Source organism: Ensifer sp. ENS09, from assembly GCF_014852425.1.
Classification (GTDB): domain Bacteria; phylum Pseudomonadota; class Alphaproteobacteria; order Rhizobiales; family Rhizobiaceae; genus Ensifer.
Genome location: NZ_JACVBP010000002.1, coordinates 179,737 through 201,728, shown reverse-complemented (window position 1 = coordinate 201,728; position 21,992 = coordinate 179,737). Strand labels below are relative to the sequence as shown.

At 63.3% G+C, this 21,992-nt stretch carries 18 protein-coding genes; 7 read left to right on the top strand and 11 right to left on the bottom strand.

Annotated features, from left to right (window positions below; translation table 11 throughout):
• Positions 1 to 6: 6 nt before the first annotated feature.
• Both purN and purM read right to left on the bottom strand, forming a co-directional pair.
• Positions 7 to 675 carry a phosphoribosylglycinamide formyltransferase gene (gene purN, locus IB267_RS09115; RefSeq protein WP_192447337.1) on the bottom strand — a complete coding sequence of 223 codons (669 nt, stop codon included), beginning with the start codon at positions 673 to 675 and terminating at the stop codon, positions 7 to 9.
• Positions 672 to 1,742: a phosphoribosylformylglycinamidine cyclo-ligase gene (gene purM / locus IB267_RS09110; RefSeq protein WP_192447336.1), complete on the bottom strand. Its 1,071-nt coding sequence runs from the start codon at positions 1,740 to 1,742 to the stop codon at positions 672 to 674. Before purM ends, purN begins: the two co-directional genes overlap by 4 nt.
• A gap of 259 nt (positions 1,743 to 2,001) precedes the next feature.
• On the opposite strand from purM, the gene IB267_RS09105 reads away from it, so the two are divergent.
• The 4 genes from IB267_RS09105 to ppx all read left to right on the top strand — a co-directional run bounded on the left by IB267_RS09105 (position 2,002) and on the right by ppx (position 7,625).
• Complete coding sequence (locus IB267_RS09105; protein ID WP_192447335.1) at positions 2,002 to 3,123, top strand: AI-2E family transporter; 1,122 nt, start codon at positions 2,002 to 2,004, stop codon at positions 3,121 to 3,123.
• Between the two features lie 26 nt (positions 3,124 to 3,149).
• The gene (gene hdaA, locus IB267_RS09100; protein ID WP_034803824.1) at positions 3,150 to 3,839 is read left to right on the top strand and encodes a DnaA regulatory inactivator HdaA; all 690 of its coding nucleotides are present in this window, start codon (positions 3,150 to 3,152) and stop codon (positions 3,837 to 3,839) included.
• Between the two features lie 64 nt (positions 3,840 to 3,903).
• Positions 3,904 to 6,090, top strand: a complete 2,187-nt coding sequence (locus IB267_RS09095; protein WP_192447334.1) for an RNA degradosome polyphosphate kinase — start codon at positions 3,904 to 3,906, stop codon at positions 6,088 to 6,090.
• 11 nt (positions 6,091 to 6,101) lie between these two features.
• Complete coding sequence (ppx, locus tag IB267_RS09090) at positions 6,102 to 7,625, top strand: exopolyphosphatase (RefSeq protein ID WP_043611422.1); 1,524 nt, start codon at positions 6,102 to 6,104, stop codon at positions 7,623 to 7,625.
• Between the two features lie 65 nt (positions 7,626 to 7,690).
• Here ppx and IB267_RS09085 read toward each other — a convergent pair whose 3' ends face one another.
• The gene (locus tag IB267_RS09085; RefSeq protein ID WP_192447333.1) at positions 7,691 to 9,049 is read right to left on the bottom strand and encodes an esterase-like activity of phytase family protein; all 1,359 of its coding nucleotides are present in this window, start codon (positions 9,047 to 9,049) and stop codon (positions 7,691 to 7,693) included.
• Positions 9,050 to 9,224: 175 nt separating this feature from the next.
• The gene (locus tag IB267_RS09080; RefSeq protein WP_192447332.1) at positions 9,225 to 10,151 is read right to left on the bottom strand and encodes an AraC family transcriptional regulator; all 927 of its coding nucleotides are present in this window, start codon (positions 10,149 to 10,151) and stop codon (positions 9,225 to 9,227) included.
• Between IB267_RS09080 and IB267_RS09075 the strand changes: the two genes are divergently transcribed.
• A complete protein-coding gene (locus IB267_RS09075) occupies positions 10,150 to 10,557 on the top strand; it encodes a DUF2000 family protein (protein ID WP_192447331.1) in 408 nt (135 codons plus the stop codon). The two genes, IB267_RS09080 and IB267_RS09075, sit on opposite strands and share 2 nt — an antisense overlap.
• 45 nt (positions 10,558 to 10,602) lie before the next feature.
• Here IB267_RS09075 and IB267_RS09070 read toward each other — a convergent pair whose 3' ends face one another.
• The 4 genes from IB267_RS09070 to IB267_RS09055 form a co-directional block, all read right to left on the bottom strand.
• Positions 10,603 to 11,652, bottom strand: coding sequence for an adenylate/guanylate cyclase domain-containing protein (locus tag IB267_RS09070; protein ID WP_192447330.1), 1,050 nt, complete (start codon positions 11,650 to 11,652; stop codon positions 10,603 to 10,605).
• A 160-nt stretch (positions 11,653 to 11,812) separates the two neighbouring features.
• Positions 11,813 to 12,985: a ribonuclease D gene (gene rnd / locus IB267_RS09065; RefSeq protein WP_192447329.1), complete on the bottom strand. Its 1,173-nt coding sequence runs from the start codon at positions 12,983 to 12,985 to the stop codon at positions 11,813 to 11,815.
• A gap of 77 nt (positions 12,986 to 13,062) precedes the next feature.
• Complete coding sequence (locus tag IB267_RS09060) at positions 13,063 to 14,463, bottom strand: multicopper oxidase family protein (RefSeq protein WP_192447328.1); 1,401 nt, start codon at positions 14,461 to 14,463, stop codon at positions 13,063 to 13,065.
• A gap of 93 nt (positions 14,464 to 14,556) precedes the next feature.
• Positions 14,557 to 15,798, bottom strand: a complete 1,242-nt coding sequence (locus tag IB267_RS09055) for an MFS transporter (protein WP_192447327.1) — start codon at positions 15,796 to 15,798, stop codon at positions 14,557 to 14,559.
• Positions 15,799 to 16,125: 327 nt separating this feature from the next.
• On the opposite strand from IB267_RS09055, the gene aspS reads away from it, so the two are divergent.
• On the top strand, positions 16,126 to 17,913 hold the full coding sequence (aspS, locus tag IB267_RS09050; protein ID WP_192447326.1) for an aspartate--tRNA ligase: 1,788 nt from the start codon (positions 16,126 to 16,128) through the stop codon (positions 17,911 to 17,913).
• Between the two features lie 80 nt (positions 17,914 to 17,993).
• Here the strand turns inward: aspS and IB267_RS09045 are convergent, their stop codons facing one another.
• Positions 17,994 to 19,196, bottom strand: coding sequence for a serine hydrolase (locus tag IB267_RS09045; protein ID WP_192447325.1), 1,203 nt, complete (start codon positions 19,194 to 19,196; stop codon positions 17,994 to 17,996).
• A gap of 66 nt (positions 19,197 to 19,262) precedes the next feature.
• On the opposite strand from IB267_RS09045, the gene IB267_RS09040 reads away from it, so the two are divergent.
• Positions 19,263 to 19,913, top strand: coding sequence for a TetR/AcrR family transcriptional regulator (locus IB267_RS09040; RefSeq protein WP_192447324.1), 651 nt, complete (start codon positions 19,263 to 19,265; stop codon positions 19,911 to 19,913).
• Between the two features lie 22 nt (positions 19,914 to 19,935).
• Here IB267_RS09040 and groL read toward each other — a convergent pair whose 3' ends face one another.
• Together groL and IB267_RS09030 are read right to left on the bottom strand one after the other, a co-directional pair.
• Positions 19,936 to 21,561 (bottom strand): chaperonin GroEL, encoded by a 1,626-nt coding sequence (gene groL / locus IB267_RS09035; RefSeq protein WP_192447323.1) that lies wholly within the window; start codon positions 21,559 to 21,561, stop codon positions 19,936 to 19,938.
• A gap of 96 nt (positions 21,562 to 21,657) precedes the next feature.
• Positions 21,658 to 21,891: a hypothetical protein gene (locus IB267_RS09030; RefSeq protein ID WP_043611430.1), complete on the bottom strand. Its 234-nt coding sequence runs from the start codon at positions 21,889 to 21,891 to the stop codon at positions 21,658 to 21,660.
• Between the last annotated feature and the right edge of the window lie 101 nt (positions 21,892 to 21,992).

The following is a 21,992-nucleotide window of genomic DNA, read 5'->3' as shown; positions in this document are numbered from 1 at the left end:
ATTTAGTCAGGCTGCCGGTGAGATCAGCGTGGCGTTCGCTTCGGCGGCGCTCTCGCTCACCGCGCGGCCGTCTTGCATGCGCACCTTGCCCTCAGCCATCAGCCGAAGCGCCATCGGATAGGTGCGGTGCTCGACCGTCAGCACCCGGGCCGCAAGGCTGTCGGATGTGTCACCGGGCTGAACCGGGACCACCGCCTGCGCGAGGATCGGACCTTCGTCCATGCCCTCGGTGACGAAGTGCACCGTGCAGCCGGCGACCTTCATGCCGGCGTCGATCGCCCGCTGATGCGTGTGCAGGCCGGGGAAAAGCGGCAGCAGCGACGGATGGATGTTGAGGATGCGTCCCTCGTGGCGCTGGATGAACGTCGCTGAGAGCAGGCGCATATAGCCGGCGAGGCAGATGATGTCCGGCGATAGCCGGTCGAGTTCGGCAAGGATTGCCGCTTCGTGGGCGTCCTTGCTATCGAAGTCCTTGCGCAGGAAAGCGCGGGTAGGAATGCCAAGCGCCTCGGCTTTGGCAAGGCCGCCGGCATCCGCCTTGTCGGCGATGACGGCGACGATCTCGGCCGGGAAGTCCGGCTCGGCCGCCGCGTTCGCAAGCGCCAGCATGTTGGAGCCGCCGCCCGAGATGAAGACGACGACCCGCTTCTTGCCCGTCGAGACTTCTGTCGTCATAGGGCGAGGTTGCCCTTGTAGATCGTGCCGGCTGCCCCTTCGTCGCGGGCGACCATGCGGCCGAGCGTAAAGACGGTTTCGCCTTCTCCGGTCAGCACGGACGCGACCTCTGCAGCCTTGTCGGCCGGAACGACAGCGATCATGCCGACGCCGCAGTTGAAGGTGCGCAGCATTTCATTGGCGGCAACGCCACCGGTCTGGGCAAGCCAGGAGAAGACCTTCGGCGCCTTGATCGCATCGAGGTCGATCTCGGCAGCGAGATGCTTCGGCAGCACGCGCGGAATGTTCTCGGGGAAGCCGCCGCCGGTGATGTGGGCGAGCGCCTTGATCGAACCGGTCTCGCGGATCGCCTTCAGGAGCGGCTTCACATAGATGCGCGTCGGCGTCATCAGCAGGTCGGCAAGCGTGCCTTCGCCGAACGGCGCAGGGGCGTCCCAGGCAAGGCCCGAGAGCGTGACGATCTTGCGCACGAGCGAATAGCCGTTGGAATGCACGCCGGAGGAGGCAAGGCCGAGGATGACGTCGCCTTCGGAGATGTCACCGGCCGGCAGCAGCTGACCGCGTTCGGCAGCGCCGACCGCGAAGCCCGCGAGGTCATAGTCGCCGCCCGAATACATGCCGGGCATTTCGGCGGTCTCGCCGCCGATCAGCGCGCAACCGGATTCGCGGCAGCCGGCGGCAATACCGGCGACGATCGCCGCACCCTGGTCCGGGTCAAGCTTGCCGGTCGCGAAATAGTCGAGGAAGAAGAGCGGTTCGGCGCCCTGGACGACGAGGTCGTTGACGCACATGGCGACGAGGTCGATGCCGACGGTGTCGTGCTTGTTGGCGTCGATGGCGATCTTCAGCTTGGTGCCGACGCCGTCATTGGCGGCCACCAGAACCGGGTCGGTGAAGCCCGCCGCCTTGAGATCGAAGAGACCGCCGAAGCCGCCGATTTCGCCGTCGGCGCCGGGCCGCCGGGTCGAGCGCACATGCGGCTTGATCTTCTCGACCATCAGGTTCCCGGCGTCGATATCAACGCCCGCGTCGCTATAGGTGAGACCGTTCTTTCCCGACTGGCTCATGCTCGTTCTCCAAGGCTCGTCGTGCGACAGGTATTTTGCGGATGCGATTGGCACGGCAGGCAAGGGAGTGCAAGCCGAGAGCAGGCCTTGGCGGCGTTTTTTCACCATTTTGCCCATATCCCACGGCGCAAGCCAGTCCACTTGGCTTTAAACTGGATGACTGCACCGGTCGCACTTGACCGTTACGCGCACCGCCCCCTATCTCCTTGACAGGGTTGTGATACGCAACAGTGGCGAGCGGCGCCTCACGAGGAGTGTCATGGATATCAAGGTCAGCGGTTCCGGATTGCAGCGCCAGGTCATTTTCTGGCTGCTGGTGCTTGCCGCCTTCATTGCCTTCCTGATGGTCTTCAGCTCGATCCTGCTGCCGTTCCTGGCCGGCATGGCGCTTGCCTATTTCCTCGACCCGGTCGCCGACCGCCTGGAGCGCTTCGGCCTCAGCCGGTTGATGGCGACGGTGGTGATCCTGGTCGGCTTCGTCGTCGTCTTCGTGCTGGCGCTGATGATCATCATTCCCGTCATCGTCAGCCAGGCGTCGGACTTCATCGCCAATATTCCGGGCTATGCCTCGAAGCTGCAGGTGCTCGTCAACGAGGCGCAGACGCGGCTGATCCCCGATTGGCTGGCAAGCCAGATGCCATCGCTGAAGCAAAGCTCGGGCAAGCTGCTCGAACAGGGCGCCGCCTTCGTCGGCACGCTCTTCCAGCAGATCTGGAACTCCGGCGTGGCGCTGCTCGATGTCATCTCGCTGCTGGTCGTCACCCCCGTCGTCGCCTTCTACATCCTGCTCGACTGGGACCGGATGGTGGAGAAGGTCGACAGCTGGGTTCCACGCGACTACGTCTCGGATGTGCGCCAGATCGCCCGCGACATGAACGCGACGATCGCCGGCTTCGTGCGCGGGCAGGGCTCGCTCTGCGTCATTCTCGGCCTTTACTACGGTATCGGCCTCTCCTTGGTCGGTCTCAATTTTGGCCTGCTGATCGGCCTCTTTGCCGGCATGATCAGCTTCATTCCCTATGTCGGATCCATGGTCGGCCTGGTGCTCGCCGTCGGCGTTGCCCTGGTGCAGTTCTGGCCGGACTATCTCTGGATCGGCCTTGTGCTTGCAGTCTTCTTCAGTGGCCAGTTCATGGAGGGCAATATCCTCCAGCCGAAGCTGGTGGGCAAAAGCGTCGGCCTGCACCCGGTCTGGCTGATGTTTGCGCTGCTTGCCTTCGGCGCGCTCTTCGGCTTCGTCGGCCTTCTGGTCGCGGTGCCGGCAGCAGCCGCCATCGGCGTGCTTGTCCGCTTCGGCATCCAGCGTTACCTTGATAGCGACCTCTATCACGGGCACGGCAAGGCCGTGGAAAAGAAGGCGAAGAGCGACAAGGCCGCCTGATTTCCGACGATTGTCCCGAGTACAGCATGACAAAACGCCCATTTGAACAAATCCCCCTGGCTTTCGGCCACGACCCGGCGACGGGTCGTGAGGACCTGCTCGTCTCCGACAGGCTGAGCGCGGCCATCGCCATCGTCGACCATTGGCCGGACTGGCCGGCGCCGGTGGTCATCATCGCCGGCCCGGTCGGCTCGGGAAAATCACACCTCGCCAGCATCTGGAAGGAGCGGGCAGGGGCGGAAGTCATCCACCCGCTCGCCGGCTCCGATGCCGCGTTGATCGCGGCCGAAAGGCCCGTTCTCTTCGAGGATGCCGACCGCAGCGGTTTCGACGACACGACGCTGTTCCACGTCATCAACAACGTGCGCCAGCATGGCACCAGCCTGCTGATGACGACGCGGCTCTGGCCGATGTCCTGGCCGGTAACGCTGCCGGACCTGCGCTCGCGCCTGAAAGCGGCGACCGTGGTCGAGATCGGCGAGCCGGACGACGAATTGCTGACGCAGGTGCTGATCAAGCTCTTTGCCGATCGCCAGCTCTTCGTCGACGAACGGCTGGTGGGCTACATCGTCCAGCGCATGGAGCGCTCGCTGGAGGCGGCGCAGACGATCGTCGAGCGCATCGACCATCTGGCGCTGGCCCGCGGCACGAAGCTTTCACGCGCGCTCGCTTCCGAAGTTCTCGAAGAACTGGGAAATCAGCGTCGGTCCGATTGACTGTCACAGAACCGTCGTCAAACTGAGATAGCCGGTGCAGCCGGAGCAATGGGATCTGAAAAGCATGGATAACGCGCTATCTGCGGTGAACGAAAACCAGGCATCGGCGGAGGACGTCGACCTGCTGACGAGCCCGCAGCGCTTCATCAACCGCGAATTTTCCTGGCTCCAGTTCAATCGGCGCGTGCTCGAGGAAACGCTGAACACCGCACATCCGCTGCTGGAGCGCGTCCGCTTCCTGTCGATCTCGGCCGCCAATCTCGACGAGTTCTTCATGGTGCGCGTCGCCGGACTCGAAGGCCAGGTGCGCCAGGGCCTCTCGATGCGCTCGCCCGACGGCAAGACGCCGGTCGAGCAGCTCGAAGACATCCTGAAGGAAATCGACAATCTGCAGATGGAGCAGCAGGCCTCGCTCGCCGTGCTTCAGCAGTACCTCGCCAAGGAAGACATCCTCATCGTTCGCCCGGCGTCGCTGTCGGCGCAGGACAGGAGCTGGCTTGCCAACGAGTTCGACCAGGCGATCTTCCCGGTGCTGACGCCGCTCTCCATCGACCCGGCGCATCCGTTCCCCTTCATTCCGAACCTCGGCTTCTCGATGGGCCTGCAGCTCGTCAGCAAGACCGGTCGCGAGCCGATGACGGCGCTCCTGCGTCTACCCGTCGCACTAGACCGCTTCATCCGGCTGCCCGACGTCAAGAACGTCATCCGCTACATCACCCTCGAAGACATGGTCAGCCAGTTCATCGACCGGCTGTTTCCGGGCTATGAGGTCAAGGGCTCCGGTACCTTCCGCATCATTCGCGACAGCGATATCGAGGTGGAGGAAGAGGCTGAAGACCTGGTGCGCTTTTTCGAGACCGCGCTGAAGCGCCGTCGCCGCGGTTCGGTGATCCGCATCGAGACCGATTCGGAAATGCCGGCGTCGCTGCGCCAGTTCGTCGTGCAGGAACTGGGCGTCCCGGAAAACCGGATCGCCGTCCTGCCGGGACTGCTGGCACTCAACACTTTGTCCGAAATCACCAAGGCTCCGCGCGACGATCTGCGCTTCGAGCCGTACAATCCGCGTTTCCCCGAGCGCGTGCGCGAGCATGCCGGCGACTGCCTGGCGGCGATCCGCGAGAAGGACATGGTGGTGCATCACCCCTACGAGTCCTTCGACGTGGTCGTGCAGTTCCTGCTGCAGGCAGCGCGCGATCCTGAAGTCGTCGCCATCAAGCAGACGCTTTACCGCACGTCGAACGACAGCCCGATCGTGCGCGCCCTGATCGACGCGGCCGAGGCCGGCAAGTCGGTGACCGCTCTGGTCGAGCTCAAGGCCCGTTTCGACGAGGAAGCCAACATCCGCTGGGCGCGCGACCTCGAACGCGCCGGCGTCCAGGTGGTGTTCGGCTTCATCGAACTGAAGACCCATGCCAAGATGTCGATGGTGGTGCGGCGCGAAGAGGGCAAGCTTCGGACCTACTGCCATCTCGGCACCGGCAACTATCACCCGGTCACGGCGAAGATCTACACCGACCTGTCGTTCTTCACCTGCAACCCGGTCATCGCCCACGACATGGCGAACATATTCAATTTCATCACCGGCTATGGCGAGCCGGAGGCGGGCATGAAGCTGGCGGTCTCGCCGCACACGCTGCGTCCGCGCATCCTCAGGCACGTCGACGAAGAGATCGAGCATGCCAAGGCCGGGCGCCCGGCTGCGATCTGGATGAAGATGAATTCGCTCGTCGATCCCGAGATCATCGACGCGCTCTACAAGGCGAGCCGCGCCGGCGTTGAAATCGACCTGGTCGTGCGCGGCATCTGCTGCCTGCGGCCGCAGGTCCCGGGGCTTTCCGACAATATCCGTGTCAAGTCCATCGTCGGTCGATTCCTCGAACATTCCCGCATATTCTGCTTCGGCAACGGCCACGGGCTTCCATCGGAGAATGCCCTTGTCTATATCGGCTCGGCGGATATGATGCCGCGCAATCTGGACCGGCGGGTCGAGACGCTCGTGCCTCTCATCAACCGGACTGTGCACGAACAGGTTCTGTCGCAGATCATGCTGGGTAATCTCATCGACAACCAGCAGAGCTACGAAATTCTTCCCGATGGCACCTCTCGCCGGATGGAAGTCGGCAAGGACGCCGAGCCTTTCAACGCACAGCACTATTTCATGACCAATCCCAGCCTCTCCGGCCGGGGCGAGGCCTTGAAGTCCAGCGCACCGAAGCTCATAGCCGGCTGGAAGAGCGGCTGGCATAAATAAACTGGAATTGCATGGTCGAATCTGAAGCGCAGGGGCGTCTGCCCGGCATCCGCCCGGTTTCCGTTATCGATATCGGTTCGAACTCCATCCGCCTTGTCGTCTACGAAGGCCTGAGCCGCTCGCCGGCCATGCTGTTCAACGAAAAGGTGATGTGCGGTCTCGGCAAGGGCATCGATGCGACCGGACGCATGGATGAAGACAGCGTCGAGCGCGCGCTGAGAGCGTTGCATCGCTTTCACGCGCTCTCCAAACAGGCGCGGGCGACCTCGATGTATGTGCTGGCGACGGCAGCCGCGCGCGAGGCGAGCAACGGCCCGGCCTTCATCGAGAAGGCCGAGGCGATCCTCGGTCACAAGGTCCGCATCCTCACCGGTGAGGAAGAGGCCTATTATTCCGCGATGGGCATCGTCAGCGGCTATCACGATCCCGACGGTGTCGTCGGCGACCTTGGCGGTGGCTCGCTCGAACTCGTCGACGTCGCCGGCACGAAGATCGGCAAGGGCATCACCCTGCCGCTCGGCGGTATCCGCCTGTTCGAACACAGCAACGGCTCGCTCACCAAGGCACGCACCTGGGTGCGCAAGTTCATGAAGAATTCGGCCGTGCTGAAGACCGGCACGGGGCGCACCTTCTATGCGGTCGGCGGCACCTGGCGCTCGATCGCCAAGCTGCACATGGAGATCCGCGACTATCCGCTGCATATGATGCAGGGCTACGAGATTTCCTTCGACGAGGCGATGGCGCTTCTGCCGGAAGTGATCGAGCCGAAGAACATCAAGCCATCTGCCTATTCGACGATCTCGAAAAGTCGCCGCAGCCTTCTGCCCTTCGGGGCGATCGCGATGCAGGAAGCGCTTGAGATCATGAAGCCGGAGCGGATTTCCTTCTCCGCGCTCGGCGTTCGTGAAGGCTATCTGTTCTCGCTCTTGAAGGACGAGGAGCGCGCCCAGGATCCGCTGCTGACAGCGGCAAACGAGATCGCCATCCTGCGCGCCCGCTCGCCCGAGCACGCCCGTGAACTGGCCGATTGGACTGGCCGCATGGTACCGTTCTTCGGCATCGAGGAGACGGAAGAGGAGGGCCGGTATCGCCAGGCCGCCTGCCTGCTCGCCGATATCAGCTGGCGCGCGCATCCGGATTATCGTGGCCTGCAGGCGCTGAACATCATCGCCCACTCGACCTTCTCGGGCATTACCCACGCCGGCCGGGCCTACATCGCGCTTTCCAATTATTACCGTTTCGAAGGGCTCAACGACGACGGCGCCACGAACGCGCTTGCCGGCATCACGACGCCGCGCCTGCTGGAATTGGCAAAGCTGCTCGGCGGACTCTTGCGCGTCGCCTACCTTTTCTCGGCATCGATGCCCGGCATTGCGCGGAACCTGACGTTCCGCAAGTCGTCGCTCCCGGACGTAGATCTGGAAATCGTCGTTCCGGCTGCCTATTCGGAGTTTGCCGGAGAGCGTCTGGATGGCCGCCTGCAGCAACTCGGAAAGCTTACCGGCAAGCGGCTCGCTTTCCACTTCGAGAGCTGACGCCGAAGAAACCCCGGACTAAAAAAGTAAGGGCGCGCGAACCGAAATTCGCGCGCCCTGCTTGTTTATTCGGCCTTCAGGAAATCGCCGGCTTCGAGCAGCACGAACTCGTTGTCGTCGGCCTTGTCGAGCGCGCGACCGGCCGAGAACGGCAGGTTGTTGTCGTTGCCGACGATGATGTGGGTCGCATCGACGCGGTCGACGTTTTCGATGGTGACGAAGGGCATGTCGTAGAAGCCTTTGCCGCCGCCCTGGCGCTTCTTGTTATCAGGATCGGCGATCTTCAAGAGGTCGATGTAGCCGATCTTGCGCACGGCCTTGCCGGCATTGCTGTCGTCGAAGGCGATTTTGTAGATGCGCTTGACCTTGGAGCCCGTTGCGAAGCAGTCCGGCTTCGGGTCCTTCGGATCGGCGCAGGCCTTGTCCATCGTGCCGGCGCCATTGTCGCGCTCGATCACCAGTGCGGTCTTGTCGTCGAGCATGTTGAAGTCGCCGATTGCCTCGCCACCTTCAGCCAGCGGGTAGAGCCAGCTACGGCCGGTCCAGGCCTTGCTTGCGACATCGAGTTCGATGATGCGCAGCGCCGGGCGGCCATCGGCCTGCTCGACCGTTTCGCTGTCGGTCCAGATCGGGCCTTCGAGCAGGCCGTAAAGCTTGCTGCCGTCCTTGGAAAGCGCCATGCCTTCATAGCCGCCGGAGCGCTTCAGGTTGAAGGCGGGCGTCTTCTTCGAAGGGTCGCCCTGCAGCGTCAGCGTCGGATTGTCGGGCGACATCACCGGCTTGCCATCGACTGTGGTCGCGATCACGTCGGTCAGCTTGCCGTCGAGATCGAACTTGAGGATGTAGGGGCCGAACTCTTCACCCACCCAGAAGCCGTCGGCGACCGGCTGGATCGATTCGACGTCGAAATCGGCGCCGGTGAGATAACGCTTGTCCGAGCCTTCCATGACGATCGGGAAGGGGGCCTTCTTGTCCGGGTCGGTCAGGAACAGTGTTTTCAGCGCTTCGACCTTGCCGGCGTCCCAGTCCATCTTCACATGGTGCAGCATCAGCATGGCGTCGCTGGAGTTCATCTTGCTGCCGAAGCCGTTGTCTGACAGGCTCCAGAAGGTGCCATCTTCCATCGCCTTGATGCCGGAAAAGCCCTGCATCGGCTGGCCTTCGAAGGGAAGCGACAGGCCGGTCAGGCGCACGCCGTCCTTGCCCGGCACGGTACCGAGCGCTTCGGCACGCTTACGGTCCGCGGTGGTGAACTTGCCGGAGTTCTTGAGATACTCAGGCGCGTCCGAGGGGGCAGCGATGATCGTGTTTGCCGGCAGGATCGCGTGGCCCTTCAGGGTCGCCGTGAAGGACTTTTCCTCGGCCGAGGCGGCCATCGTCATCAAAAGGGAAAGAGCCGCAGTGGCGAGAAGCGTTTTCGTCATGAAGTTCACCTTGGGTTGGAGCGTTCTGCCTGCCGCCTTGGATCGCCGTAGATCCAAGGAGAAAGACGTGCAGCAAATTCGACGTGCTGCAGCGACCCTTGCGCGTCCCACGACGCGCGACGCTGCAGTCCGAACCCCGATAGGCGGCTATGATGACGGTTGGGTGATGCTTGCTTTACAACCCGATGAAGCTTTGGTGACAGGATTGGCCGGCGACGGCGAGGCTCGCCCAGCGGCCGGGCGTCAGGCCGTAGGCGCGCTTGAAATGACGGGTGAAATGCGCCTGGTCGGCAAAGCCGGTTTCGAGTGCTGCACCGGCAAGGCTTTCGCCGCGGGCGATCATCTGCCGTGCCCGCTCCAGCCGGCGCATCAGCAAATAGCGGTGCGGGCTGGTGCCGAGAACCCGCCGGAATTGCCGGGCGAGCGTGAAGCGATCGAGCCCGCTCACCATCTCCAGCTCCCGCGAGCCGACGGGGCGTTCGAGAGTGGCGCGAAGGAACTCGCTCGCCTGGAGAACGGCGTGCTTGTCGGCCTTTCCGGGCTTGGCGTCCTTGGTGCCGGCGTGACGGTAGAGCCCCTCGGCGATCCGCACGAGGATATCGTCGAGCGCCAGTTCGTCGATGCCATTGTCGAGATCCATGACGGCTTCTCCGACCGCCAGCCTCAGCGCCTCGTCGCCCACGACAGGGGCTGCGACGAAGGGCAGGGAACGATCGGTTTCGTCAAGGGCTGCGAGCAGCCGTTCCGGCTGCAGGTACATCATCCTGTAGCGAAGCCCGATCTCCGTTCCCGCGCCCCCGTCGTGGATCTCGTCCGGATGGAGGATGATGATGCTCCCAGGATTGCTGAAGCGACTTTCGCCACGGTACTGGAACGTCTGCACGCCACCGAGCGTCACGCCGATCGCGTAGGTATCGTGGCGGTGGGGCTCGAAGAATTTTCCATGCAGGCGCGCCTCGATGCGCTCGATGCCATCGACGGCAGGCGCCACCCGAATGCCGTCGCCGGGCGCGCCGCACAATCGTTCAAGATCGATTGCGGCACCGTCCGATAATGCGTCTTCCGGCACGCCCTGTCGGGCTGAAATGGAGATGGCCGTCATGTTCGATACCAAATTTGCAATCGTCTTGCGCGAGGACCTGGCAACCTGGCAGAAGCTCAACGTCACCGCCTTCCTCGCCACCGGGATCGCCGGACAGAAGCCTGACATCATCGGCGAAGATTATCGCGATGGCGCCGGCAACGTCTACAACGCCTTGACCATCCAGCCGATCATCGTGCTAGCCGCAGATGGGAAGACGCTCGGCAACATTCAACGGCGTGCGATCGAAAGAGAGGTCAAAGCCTCGATCTATGTGGACGCCATGTTCGCCACCGGCCACGACCACGCCAACCGTGCGGTCTTCGCCGAGACAAATCCCGAAGACGCTGCGGTCGCCGGCATTGCCATTCATGCGGACAAGAAGCTGGTCGACAAGATCACCAAGGGCGCCAAGCTGCACGGTTGACGGCGGTCACGATCCGGTCGGTCGATGTCGTGTGGCCGGCCGGTATCACTCGGCCGCGGTCGATGCCAGCTGAGGCGCCGCGCTGCCCGCGCGCAACGACAGAACGCCAAGCTTTTGCCCCCGTCCTCTGACGGCATGCTCGCCGAGATCCTCGACCCGCACATAATGCGGCAGGCGCATCTTGCGCGCGAGGTCGGTGGAGATCAGCACCTGGTGGCCGAGCGTCTTGCAGAAGCCTTCAAGCCGGGCGGTGGTGTTCACAGTATCGCCGAAATAGGTGATCTTGTGCCGGTCGAGCCCGATCTCCGCCGCGACGATGGTGCCGCCATGAAGTGCTGCGCGCAGGCGCGGAACTTCGCCGAACTCTTTTTGCCAGCGGGTCGCATCCGCATCGATCATCTCCAGGATGTCGAAGACGCAATGAATGCAGGCGGCATTGTTGGTGGCGCGATCGAAAGGCCAGGTAATGACGGCGGCGTCACCGATGTAGTCGTCGATCGAGCCGCGGTAGCGCATCACCGGATCGGCGATCGTTGCAAACAGCCGGCCGAGATATTCCTGCATCCTGAGGTCGCCGTGTTTCTCGGCATAGGCGGTCGAGCCGGCAAGGTCGATGAAAAGGAAGACGCGTTCCTCCTCGATCGGCCTGCGGTAGCGGCCGGTGAGCAGGCTCAAAAAGACGTCGCGCCCGAGCAGTTCGCGAACCCTGAGGATGAAGACGAGCGAACCCGAAACGCCGAGCGCGAAGACGAGGACTGTCTTGGACGGCATCATTGCGTCCATCCAGTGGTCCTTCATGACGCCACCCGTCTGCATGAGCAGGCCGGCGGCGGCATAGCCGACGTCGAGAAGCACGAAGTAGATCACCAGCGACGCGACGAAGAAGACCGGCGTGGAAAAGGCATGGATCCGCCGATGCAGGCGCCGAAAAATGATGCGTCGCTCAAACGCGATGATCGGAAGGCACATGAAGAGCGCATAGGTCGCGCCGATCAGGGCGCCTTTGCCGTAGAAAACCCATGCGTAGACCGCACCGGCGCCGGCGATGACCAGCAGCAAGAGAAGTCCTTCGAAAGTCGAAAAGCGCCAACGCATGCAGAAAGCTCCGGTACCGGAAGAGGCGGCATCCGTGTCGGTCGGCGCTGCCCAGCACGCCGGCTCACGTCACCTCGCTTGAAACGATGGTGATTCTGTTCCGCCCGGCCCTTGGCTAGAGCTGGATTCGGGCGGAAACTTGTCTCCGCCCGATCCCTTTTCAAGCTGACGCGGACGTGATCTCGGCGCCGATTTCCACTGCTTCGATCTTCTTGTCGACGAAGCGCAGGGCGACGTCGCCGTTGATCAGCTTCAGTGCCGTTTCGCCGAAGAGTTCGCGCCGCCAGCCCTTGAGCGCGGCGACATCCGCCTTCTCGCCCTCAGCTGCGATTTTGTCGAGATCATCGCTGTTGGCGATGATCTTCGCGGCGACGCCCTGCTTCTCGGCGATCAGCTTCAAAAGCACCTTCAGCATCTCGCCGGCGGCCGCTGCACCTTCCGGCGCATGGCTCTGGCGTGGAAGCTTCGGCAGATCGGCCTTCGGGATCGCCAGCGCCTCGTTGACGGCCTCGACGACCGCCGTTCCGGCCGTGGAGCGTTCCCAGCCCTTGGGGATGGTCCGGAGCCGTGCGAGTGCTTCCGCATCCTTCGGCTGCTGCTGGGCGATCTCGTAGATGGCATCGTCCTTGAGGATGCGGCCGCGCGGCACGTTGCGGGCGCGCGCTTCGCGCTCGCGCCAGGCCGCAACAGTCTTCAGCACGGCGAGCTCGATCGGCTTCTTCACCCGCATCTTCAGCCGCTGCCAGGCGTCATCAGGGTGCAGGTCGTAGGTGTCACGGGCCTCGAGAATGGCCATCTCTTCGGTCAGCCAGAGCGAACGGCCTTCGCGCTCCAATTCTGCCGCCAGGTACTTGTAGATGTCGCGCAGATGCGTGACGTCGGCCAGCGCATAGTCGAGCTGCTTTTCGGTCAGCGGACGGCGGCTCCAGTCGGTAAAGCGCGAGGATTTGTCGATCTGCGTGCCGGTGACGCGGTTGACCAGCTGGTCGTAGGAAACGCTGTCGCCAAAGCCGCAAACCATCGCCGCGACCTGCGTATCGAAGATCGGGTGCGGAATAAGGTTTCCGAGATGGAAGATGATCTCGATGTCCTGACGCGCAGCATGGAACACCTTGATGACCTCAGGGTTGGCCATCAGCGCGAAGAACGGCGCAAGATCGATGCCCTTCGCCATCGGGTCGACGATGACGGCAAGGTCCGGGCTCGCCATCTGGATCAGGCAAAGCTCCGGCCAGAAAGTCGTCTCGCGAAGAAATTCGGTATCAATCGTAATATAATTTGAAAGGGCCAGCTGCTGGCAGGCGGCCTCAAGGTCTGCTGTTGTTTCAATCATCAGATTTAAATCACTGTGGCGAAAATGCGGCTTGGAATTTCGTGTAACTCTTCGCGGCATCTGTCACAATCGAAATCTCAGACGACTTTGAAATAACCCGTCATGCCGGTCTTCTGGTGCTCGATGATATGGCAATGCACGACCCAATCGCCCGGATTGTCCGCCACAAGCGCGACTTCCGCCTGTTCGTCGGGCAAAAGCAGGATCGTATCGGTCGGCGGCGGCAGGAAAGTCCGCTTGTTGGAATTGAGAATGCGGAAGCTCAGGCCGTGCAGATGGATCGGGTGGGCATGCGGCGTCCGGTTGGCGATCTCGAGCACATAGCTCTTGCCAAGCTTCATCTCTTCGATCGGCGCGATCGGATCGGGCGTGTCGCCCGGCCACGGAACCTTGTTGATCGCCCAGAAGGTGTAGCCGAGCGAGCCGCAGATCGAAGGCGTCGCCTTGTGCTCCGCCGTCGCCGTCAGTTCGAGCGGCACGCGGGTGGCGGTGGAGAGGTCGGCTTCCGCGATCGGGTTGGCGGGCAAGGGGGCGACATCCCGAAGGTCGCGCTTGAGCGAGGCACCGGCTGACCGGAAGCGCGCGATCGTCCAGGGATGCGATCCACGCAGGTTGCCGAGCGTGGCCGTCTGGCCTTCGCCATCGGGCATGCGCACGACAAGATCGACGCGCTGGCCGGGCGCAAAATCGTAGCGGTCAAGCGCAAACGGCGTGTCGACCGGGTTGCCGTCCAGCGCAATGACCATTGCGTCCGCGCCCTCAAGGCCGATCGTATAGATGCGGGTGACGTCCGTTGCTGCGATGCGCACGCGCACCAGGCCGCCGGCCGGCGCGTCATAGGTAGGTTCCTGCTGCCAGTTGGCGGTGCGCACCGTGCCGTAGGTGCCGCCGCGAGCCGCATCGCGCGGCTTGAATGCGTCGATGAAGGCGCCGCGCGTGCCGAGCCGCCAGTCGCGCAGGTTGAGCACGATCTCCGCATCGAAGGTCGGGTCGTCAGGGTTCTCGACGACGATCACGCCGGTCAGGCCGGCGCCCATCTGCGTCAGCGTGTTGCAATGCGGGTGGTACCAGAAGGTGCCGGCATCGGGCGGGGTGAACAGATAGTCGAAACGGTCGCCCGGATAGACATAGGGCTGCGTCAGTTCCGGCACGCCATCCATGGCGTTGGCGATGCGCAGTCCATGCCAATGCACGGTCGTCGGCTCGTCGAGCCGGTTGAGGAGGCGGGCGGCATAGGGTTCGCCCTTGCGCATGCGCAGGACCGGCGGCATGGCGCTGCTTGAGGTCTCACCCAAACCGTAGGTCATGACCTTGGGCGTAAGCCCATCCTTGGCGATCTGGGCTTCGGTTAGCTGTGCCATCAGGATCTGCGGATCGGGTGCGGCGCCGGCGCGGGCTGCCATGCCGGCACCAAGCGTGAAGGCGCCTCCGAGAGCAGCGGAGCCTCGGAGGAAGGTGCGGCGGCTGATGACGGGCATTTCGGCGATCTCGGCTGCTGTTTGAGGTGTGCCGGTTCTAAACCTGATTATTGTGTTCAGCAATTATCCTGATCGCGCGCATCTTGCCGCAGGTCAGCGATCCTTGCGCTTGTGGTTGTTGCCGGCGGCGAGCTTGTTGAAGAAGGACGAGGTGCGCAGCAGGTTGCGGAACGGCATCGCCCGCTCGCCGGCCGGTACCGGTGCGCGCGCCGTCATGCGCTGCAGCGTGTAGAGCATGAACAGGAAGAGGATCGCTGCCGTGTAGATGAACAGCGCCTGCGGCCCGAAGATCTCGAGCAGGAAAGATGCAAACAGCGGCCCGATGATCGCGCCGAGCGACCAGAAGAACAGCATGCCGGCGGAGACGAGCGCATGCTGCCCCTCGGCCGCGTGGTCGTTGGCATGCGCCGAACAGAGCGAATAGAGCGGCATGGCAAAGGCGCCGAACAGGAAGATGCCGGCAAAGTTCAGCCATTCGTCGTTGCCGGCGCCGAAGGCGAGGAACAGGCCGGCGAGCAGCGAGCCGAAGGTGGCGATCAGGATGATCAGGCGGCGGTCGAACCGATCGGAATAGTGGCCGAGCGGATACTGCAACACGACGCCGCCGATGATGCCGGCGCTCATGAAGGTGGCGATCGCGGTGACCGAAAGGCCGATGCCCTGCGCATAGATCGGCCCGAGCGAGCGGAAGGCGGCGTTGGTCAGGCCGACGACGATGCAGCCGACGGTCGCGAGCGGCGAGATGTTCCAGAGCGCCTTGACGTCGAAGCGGATCGCCTCCGGCGCCACCGGGCTCGATCGGTCGGCAAAGGAGATCGGCACCAGCGACAGCGTCAGCGCCATGGAGATGATGGCGAAGAGCTCGAAGCCGCCAAGCCCGATGCCTGGAATCACATATTGCGCCGCCGTCACCGAGCCAAGGTCGACGAGGCGATAGACGGAAAGCGTGCGCGCCCGGTTTTTATTGGTGACGCTGGCGTTCAGCCAGCTTTCGACGGTTGCAAACAAACAGGCGAAACAGATGCCGGCCAGAAGCCGCATCAGGAACCACATCAGCGGATTAATGACGAGCACCATGGAAATTGCGGCTGCAGACGCGATCGCCGCCATCGCCGAGAAGGTGCGGATATGGCCGATCGAGCGTAGGATGCGGGTGACGTAGACGCAGCCAAGCGCGAAGCCGATATTGTAGCCGGCCCCGATGACGCCGATCAGCGATGTCGAGAAACCTTCTTCCAGTGCGCGAAGCGAGATGAAGGTGCCCTGTAGGCCGTTGCCGCCGATGAGGATGCCTGCGGTGACGAGGAGGGGGATGAGCGGGCGAATCTGAGACATGGGGCAGGCGACATCCGGGAAGGCGGCCACGACTCGGGTGGGATCACTGTCGGGCCTTGCTCATGTGTAGCCCTGCAACTTGGCGCCGGACAGCCCCGAATTGTGACGATTGCCGTTCTTTTCGCGGCATTTCACCCGCCTTCTGTTACAAGCGGTCTTGGACTGGCTCCTGCCTTCGTTTACAACGCACCTCCATCGGGGGCGGCAGCGGGCGCTGCAGCTTGACAAAGGCTGCGCATCATGCGCTTTTCCGCCCGATTTTGACCATGTTGCCGCGCGCTGTGTCCCACGAGCTTGCGCGGCCCTTTGCAATTCCGGGATAAGACGATGCACCGTTACCGCAGCCACACCTGTGCCGCCCTCCGCAAGTCGGATGTCGGCTCCACCGTTCGCCTTTCGGGCTGGGTCCACCGCGTCCGCGACCATGGCGGCCTGCTCTTCATCGACCTGCGTGACCACTACGGTATCACCCAGGTCGTCGCCGATCCCGACAGCCCGGCCTTCAAGGCAGCCGAGACCGTTCGCGGCGAATGGGTCGTGCGCATTGACGGCCTCGTCAAGGCGCGCATGGACGACACCGTCAACAAGGGCATGCCGACCGGCGAAATCGAGCTCTATGCGCAGGAGATCGAAGTTCTCTCGGCCGCCAAGGAACTGCCGCTGCCGGTCTTCGGCGAGCCCGACTATCCGGAAGACGTGCGCCTCAAGTACCGCTTCCTCGATCTGCGCCGCGACACGCTGCACAAGAACATCGTCAAGCGCACCCAGATCATCTCGTCGATGCGCCGCCACATGGGTGACGTCGGCTTTACCGAATACACGACCCCGATCCTGACGGCCTCGTCGCCGGAAGGCGCGCGTGACTTCCTCGTGCCGTCGCGTATCCACCCGGGCAGCTTCTATGCCCTGCCGCAGGCTCCGCAGCAGTACAAGCAGCTCTTGATGGTGGCCGGCTTCGACCGCTACTTCCAGATCGCGCCGTGCTTCCGCGATGAAGACCCGCGCGCAGACCGCCTGCCGGGCGAATTCTACCAGCTCGACCTGGAAATGAGCTTCGTCGAGCAGGAAGACGTCTGGTCGACCATGGAGCCGGTCATCCGCGACATCTTCGTCGAATTTGCCGATGGCAAGCCGGTGACCGAGAAGTTCCCGCGCATTCCTTACGACACGGCGATCCGCAAGTACGGCTCCGACAAGCCGGACCTGCGCAACCCGATCGAGATGCAGGCAGTGACCGAACACTTCGCCGGTTCCGGCTTCAAGGTCTTCGCGAACATGATCGCGTCGAACCCGAAGGTCGAAGTCTGGGCGATCCCGGCCAAGACCGGTGGCTCGCGCGCCTTCTGCGACCGCATGAACGCCTGGGCGCAGAGCCAGGGCCAGCCGGGTCTCGGCTACATCTTCTGGCGCAAGGAGGGCGAAAAGCTTGAAGGCGCCGGTCCGCTCGCCAAGAACATCGGCGAAGAGCGCACGGATGCGATCCGCACCCAGCTCGGCCTTGACGACGGCGACGCCTGCTTCTTCGTCGCCGGCGATCCCACGAAGTTCTACAAGTTTGCCGGCGAAGCCCGCACGCGCGCCGGCGAGGAACTGAACCTCGTCGACCGCGACCGTTACGAATTCTGCTGGATCGTTGACTTCCCGTTCTACGAATGGCTGGAAGACGAGAAGAAGATCGACTTCGCCCACAACCCTTTCTCGATGCCGCAGGGTGGTCTGGAAGCGCTCAACGGCGAAGACCCGCTGTCGATCAAGGCCTACCAGTACGACATGGTCTGCAACGGCTTCGAAATCGCCTCGGGCTCGATCCGTAACCAGCTTCCGGAAGTGATGGTCAAGGCGTTCGAACTGACCGGCAAGTCGCAGCAGGAAGTCGAAGACCAGTTCGGAGGCCTCTACCGCGCGTTCCAGTACGGCGCGCCGCCGCATGGCGGCATGGCCTTCGGCATCGACCGCATCGTCATGCTGCTCGTCGGCGCCAAGAACCTGCGTGAGATCTCCATCTTCCCGATGAACCAGCAGGCGGTCGACCTCCTGATGGGTGCACCGTCCGAAGCGACGCCGGCCCAACTGCGCGAACTGGCGATCCGCCCGATCCCGCAGAAGAAGGACTAAGGTCGAACGGATCTGATCCCAAAAAGAAAGCCCGGCGATCGTCTCGCCGGGCTTTTTCTTTGTCTGCTCCAGATGTCCGTTCAGTGCCTGCCGTAGACGGCGTCGCGAACATCGCGGGTGAACGGCCCCCACATGCCCTCGAAGGTCGTGTTGGTCATGGCGACGACGGTAATCTTCTCGACCGGATCGACGAACCAGTTGTGACCGTAGGCGCCGCCCCACTGGATCGTGCCCTTCGATTGCGGCGTGGCGCCAGCCTTGGGATCGACGAGCACGGCCCAGCCATAGCCGAAGCCCCAGCCGGGCCCTTGCGTCTGAGCCTCAAGCCCGGTCTGATCCTGCATCATCGTCCTCACCGTCTCTGCCGACAGGATAGGGCTGCCGCCCTTGCGGATAGCTTCGAGGAAGGTCAGCACATCCTTGGCCGTCCCCGCCATGCCGGCCCCACCCGAGGGGAATTGCTTGGCGTCGAGGATGCGGTCCGGCGAGAACGTCAGTTTGCCTTCGCCGATCGGCACGGCGACGCTTCCCTCCATGCGCTTCGGCTCGGGCGAACCGTCGAAATAGGCGGCGGTCAATCTCTCCGACGGCTTTGTCGAGAAACCGGCGTCGGTCAGCGACAGCGGGGCGACGACGAGTTCATTGACTGCCTTGTCTAGCGTCTTGCCGGTTGCCTTCTCGATGACGCTACCAAGCACGTCGATCGCCAGCGAATAGCGAAAGGCCTTGCCCGGTTCGGATGCGAGCGGGACGCTGGCGAGACGCTTGAGGTTTTCGTCGAGCGAGAGATCGGTGAGATCGAGACCGTCGGAAACGCCGGCCTTGGCATAGCTGCCGCCGGGCGGCTGGAAGAAGCCGTATTCCAGCCCTGCCGTATGGTTGAGCAGATGGCGGACGAGGATCGTCGCCGTCTTGCCGTCAAAGGTCGGCGTGAAGTCGGGAAGCCATTTGCTGACCGGATCGTCGAGCGTGATCCGACCCTCTTCGACAAGGCGCATGGCCGCCGCTGTCACGAAAGGTTTCGTGACCGAGGCAAAGCGGAAAATGTCGTCCTCCTTCATCGCGCGGCCGGCCTCCCGGTCGGCGAGCCCCGCGGCGCGCGCATAGACGAGTTGCCCGTCGCGGGCGACGAGGACCACGGCGCCGACGATACGCTTGTCTGCGATCGCCTGATCGATGACCGGGTCGAGCCGTGCGCTCAGCGATGTGTTTTGATTGTCGGCCAGTGCAGGGGAGGCGACCAGCAAAGCGAGCAGTGTGGCGGCTTTCAGATGGAGACTCATTGGACAAATCCCTCTATAATCACAATGACCATTCCTGAATACGGCAGGTGTTGAGAGAATTCTAGAGTGACCATTGTGGAAAATGATGCGACTTTGGTATCGCCTTCGCGCCGGCGCGGGCGACCGCGCGCTTTCGATCGCGACGTGGCACTGGCCGCTGCCGGCGAAACCTTCTGGCGGTTTGGCTACGAAGGCGCGTCGATCGCCGATCTCACGGCCGCCATGGGGATCACGCCGCAGAGCCTCTACGCGGCCTTCACCTCAAAGGCGGATCTCTATCGTGAGGCGCTCGAACAATATCGGCGCGAGGAGGGGGCGGCCGCCGGCCGCAATCTTGCCGCCAAAGGGCACGTGGTCGAGGTGATCGGCAAGTTGCTGCGCGCGTCGGCCTATGAGTTTACCCGCCCCGGGCGCCCGAAAGGCTGCATGATCTCGACCGCGGTGCTCACCTGCGCCGTTGAGAACCAGGCGATCGCAAGCCACGTCTCGGCCCTGCGCAGCGAAACGCTGACGCTGCTGGAGGCGCGCTTCCGGCAGGGCATAAGGGATGGAGAACTGCGCGCGGACACCAATGCCGGCGGCCTCGCGCGCTTCGTCGGCGCCATCCTTCAGGGCATGACGGTCCAAGCGCAAGACGGCGCCGGCGAAGCGGACCTGCTGCCGATCGCTGAGCTTGCCATTGCCGAGGTCGGGCGCTACCGACAGCCGTCCGGCTAGGCGGCCGACCGCCGGGTGCGGGTCAGAAATCCATGCCCGGGCCGGGCGCTGGCGTGGGTCCGTTCTTCTTCGGTTTTTCGGCGACCATGGCTTCGGTGGTCACAAGCAGGCCGGCGACGGATGCCGCGTCCTGCAGCGCCGCCCGCACGACTTTTGCCGGATCGATGACGCCCATGCGGTAGAGATCGCCATATTCCCCGGTCTGCGCGTTCCAGCCCTGGGCGAAGTCGCTCATCTCCCGAAGTTTGCCGACGATGACCGAGCCCTCTGCGCCGGCGTTTTCGGCAATCTGGCGCACCGGCGCTTCAAGCGCCCGCCGCACGATCTCGACGCCGACGCGTTGGTCGTCGTTTTCGGGCTTGAGCCCATCGAGGGCGTGCACGACCCGGAGCAGTGCGACGCCGCCGCCGGGCAGAATGCCTTCCTCCACCGCGGCCCGTGTCGCATGCAGCGCATCGTCGACCCGGTCCTTCTTTTCTTTCACTTCCACTTCTGTCGAGCCGCCCACCCGGATCACCGCGACGCCGCCGGCAAGCTTGGCCAGCCGTTCCTGCAGTTTCTCGCGGTCGTAGTCGGAGGTCGTTTCCTCGATCTGCGCCTTGATCTGGCCGACACGCCCGTCGATATCCGTCTTGGTGCCGGCGCCGTCGACGATGGTGGTGTCTTCCTTCTCGACCATCACCCGCTTGGCCCGCCCGAGATTGGCGAGCGTCACGTTTTCGAGCTTGATGCCGAGGTCTTCGGAGATGACTGTTCCGCCCGTCAGGATGGCGATGTCTTCGAGCATCGCCTTGCGCCGGTCGCCGAAGCCCGGGGCCTTGACGGCGGCGATCTTCAGCCCGCCGCGCAGCTTGTTGACGACCAGCGTCGCCAGCGCCTCGCCTTCCACATCCTCGGCGATGATCAACAGCGGCCGGCTTGCCTGGATCACCGCTTCGAGGATCGGGATCATCGCCTGCAGATTGGAAAGTTTCTTTTCGTGAATGAGGATGTAGGGGTCTTCGAATTCGACCCGCATCTTCTCCTGGTCGGTGACGAAATACGGGGAGAGATAGCCGCGGTCGAATTGCATGCCTTCGACGATCTCCAGCTCGATTTCCGCGGTTTTTGCCTCCTCGACCGTGATCACGCCTTCGTTGCCGACACGCTCCATGGCCTTAGCCAGATAGCTTCCGATTTCGACGTCGCCGTTAGCCGAGATCGTGCCCACTTGTGCGATCTCCTCATTATTGGAAATCTTGCGCGCGTGGGTCTTCAGTTTCGCGACGATCGCATCGACGGCGAGATCGATGCCGCGTTTCAGGTCCATCGGATTCATGCCGGACGCGATCGCCTTGACGCCTTCCTTGACGATGGCCTGCGCGAGCACGGTGGCCGTCGTCGTGCCGTCGCCGGCCACGTCGCTGGTGCGCGACGCGACCTCCCGCAACATCTGTGCGCCCATGTTCTCGAACTTGTCGTCGAGCTCGATTTCCTTGGCGACGGACACGCCGTCTTTGGTGATGCGGGGCGCGCCGAAGGCGCGTTCGATGACGACGTTGCGTCCCTTCGGGCCGAGCGTGACCTTGACCGCATCGGCGAGAATGTCGACGCCGCGCAGCATCCGATCGCGGGCATCGCTACTGAACCTGACTTCCTTGGCAGCCATTGTGGACCTCCCTCGACACGAACATATGGCCTCACGCACCCAGCCGCCCGGCAGGCGGCTTGCAATCGGACTTACCCGGCAAGTAGTTGTCTTCGACTACAGTTCGAAATTCCGCTCTTCTTCGTTGTCCGGGGTCAAGATGTCGATCAGTGCCGCAACGCGGCCGGCCGGCAGATGGCGGCCTTCCCCGATCAGCGCTTCATCGTTGTTGACCCAGGCGATCGCCTCTGCGAGCTCGCCGGCCGTTGCGCCGGTCGCAAGCAGTTCGGCCATCAGCGTCTCGTCGACCGGGCCAAGGATGGCTGTAATGTCCGCCTGCTTCAGTCCCATGGCTATCTCCTTCCGTTTTATCGGTCAGGAACAGGGAATTCGGTCCTTGGTGGGATAAATAGGCCAGACCCGGCCGGCATCAAGCGGCGATCGCAAGGCCG

Excerpts from the sequence above, each read along its gene's own strand:
- purN (WP_192447337.1), bottom strand. The coding sequence starts at position 675 with ATGACGACAGAAGTCTCGACGGGCAAGAAGCGGGTCGTCGTCTTCATC.
- purM (WP_192447336.1), bottom strand. The coding sequence starts at position 1,742 with ATGAGCCAGTCGGGAAAGAACGGTCTCACCTATAGCGACGCGGGCGTT.
- IB267_RS09105 (WP_192447335.1), top strand. The coding sequence starts at position 2,002 with ATGGATATCAAGGTCAGCGGTTCCGGATTGCAGCGCCAGGTCATTTTC.
- hdaA (WP_034803824.1), top strand. The coding sequence starts at position 3,150 with ATGACAAAACGCCCATTTGAACAAATCCCCCTGGCTTTCGGCCACGAC.
- IB267_RS09095 (WP_192447334.1), top strand. The coding sequence starts at position 3,904 with ATGGATAACGCGCTATCTGCGGTGAACGAAAACCAGGCATCGGCGGAG.
- ppx (WP_043611422.1), top strand. The coding sequence starts at position 6,102 with ATGGTCGAATCTGAAGCGCAGGGGCGTCTGCCCGGCATCCGCCCGGTT.
- IB267_RS09085 (WP_192447333.1), bottom strand. The coding sequence starts at position 9,049 with ATGACGAAAACGCTTCTCGCCACTGCGGCTCTTTCCCTTTTGATGACG.
- IB267_RS09075 (WP_192447331.1), top strand. The coding sequence starts at position 10,150 with ATGTTCGATACCAAATTTGCAATCGTCTTGCGCGAGGACCTGGCAACC.
- IB267_RS09080 (WP_192447332.1), bottom strand. The coding sequence starts at position 10,151 with ATGACGGCCATCTCCATTTCAGCCCGACAGGGCGTGCCGGAAGACGCA.
- IB267_RS09070 (WP_192447330.1), bottom strand. The coding sequence starts at position 11,652 with ATGCGTTGGCGCTTTTCGACTTTCGAAGGACTTCTCTTGCTGCTGGTC.
- rnd (WP_192447329.1), bottom strand. The coding sequence starts at position 12,985 with ATGATTGAAACAACAGCAGACCTTGAGGCCGCCTGCCAGCAGCTGGCC.
- IB267_RS09060 (WP_192447328.1), bottom strand. The coding sequence starts at position 14,463 with ATGCCCGTCATCAGCCGCCGCACCTTCCTCCGAGGCTCCGCTGCTCTC.
- IB267_RS09055 (WP_192447327.1), bottom strand. The coding sequence starts at position 15,798 with ATGTCTCAGATTCGCCCGCTCATCCCCCTCCTCGTCACCGCAGGCATC.
- aspS (WP_192447326.1), top strand. The coding sequence starts at position 16,126 with ATGCACCGTTACCGCAGCCACACCTGTGCCGCCCTCCGCAAGTCGGAT.
- IB267_RS09045 (WP_192447325.1), bottom strand. The coding sequence starts at position 19,196 with ATGAGTCTCCATCTGAAAGCCGCCACACTGCTCGCTTTGCTGGTCGCC.
- groL (WP_192447323.1), bottom strand. The coding sequence starts at position 21,561 with ATGGCTGCCAAGGAAGTCAGGTTCAGTAGCGATGCCCGCGATCGGATG.
- IB267_RS09030 (WP_043611430.1), bottom strand. The coding sequence starts at position 21,891 with ATGGGACTGAAGCAGGCGGACATTACAGCCATCCTTGGCCCGGTCGAC.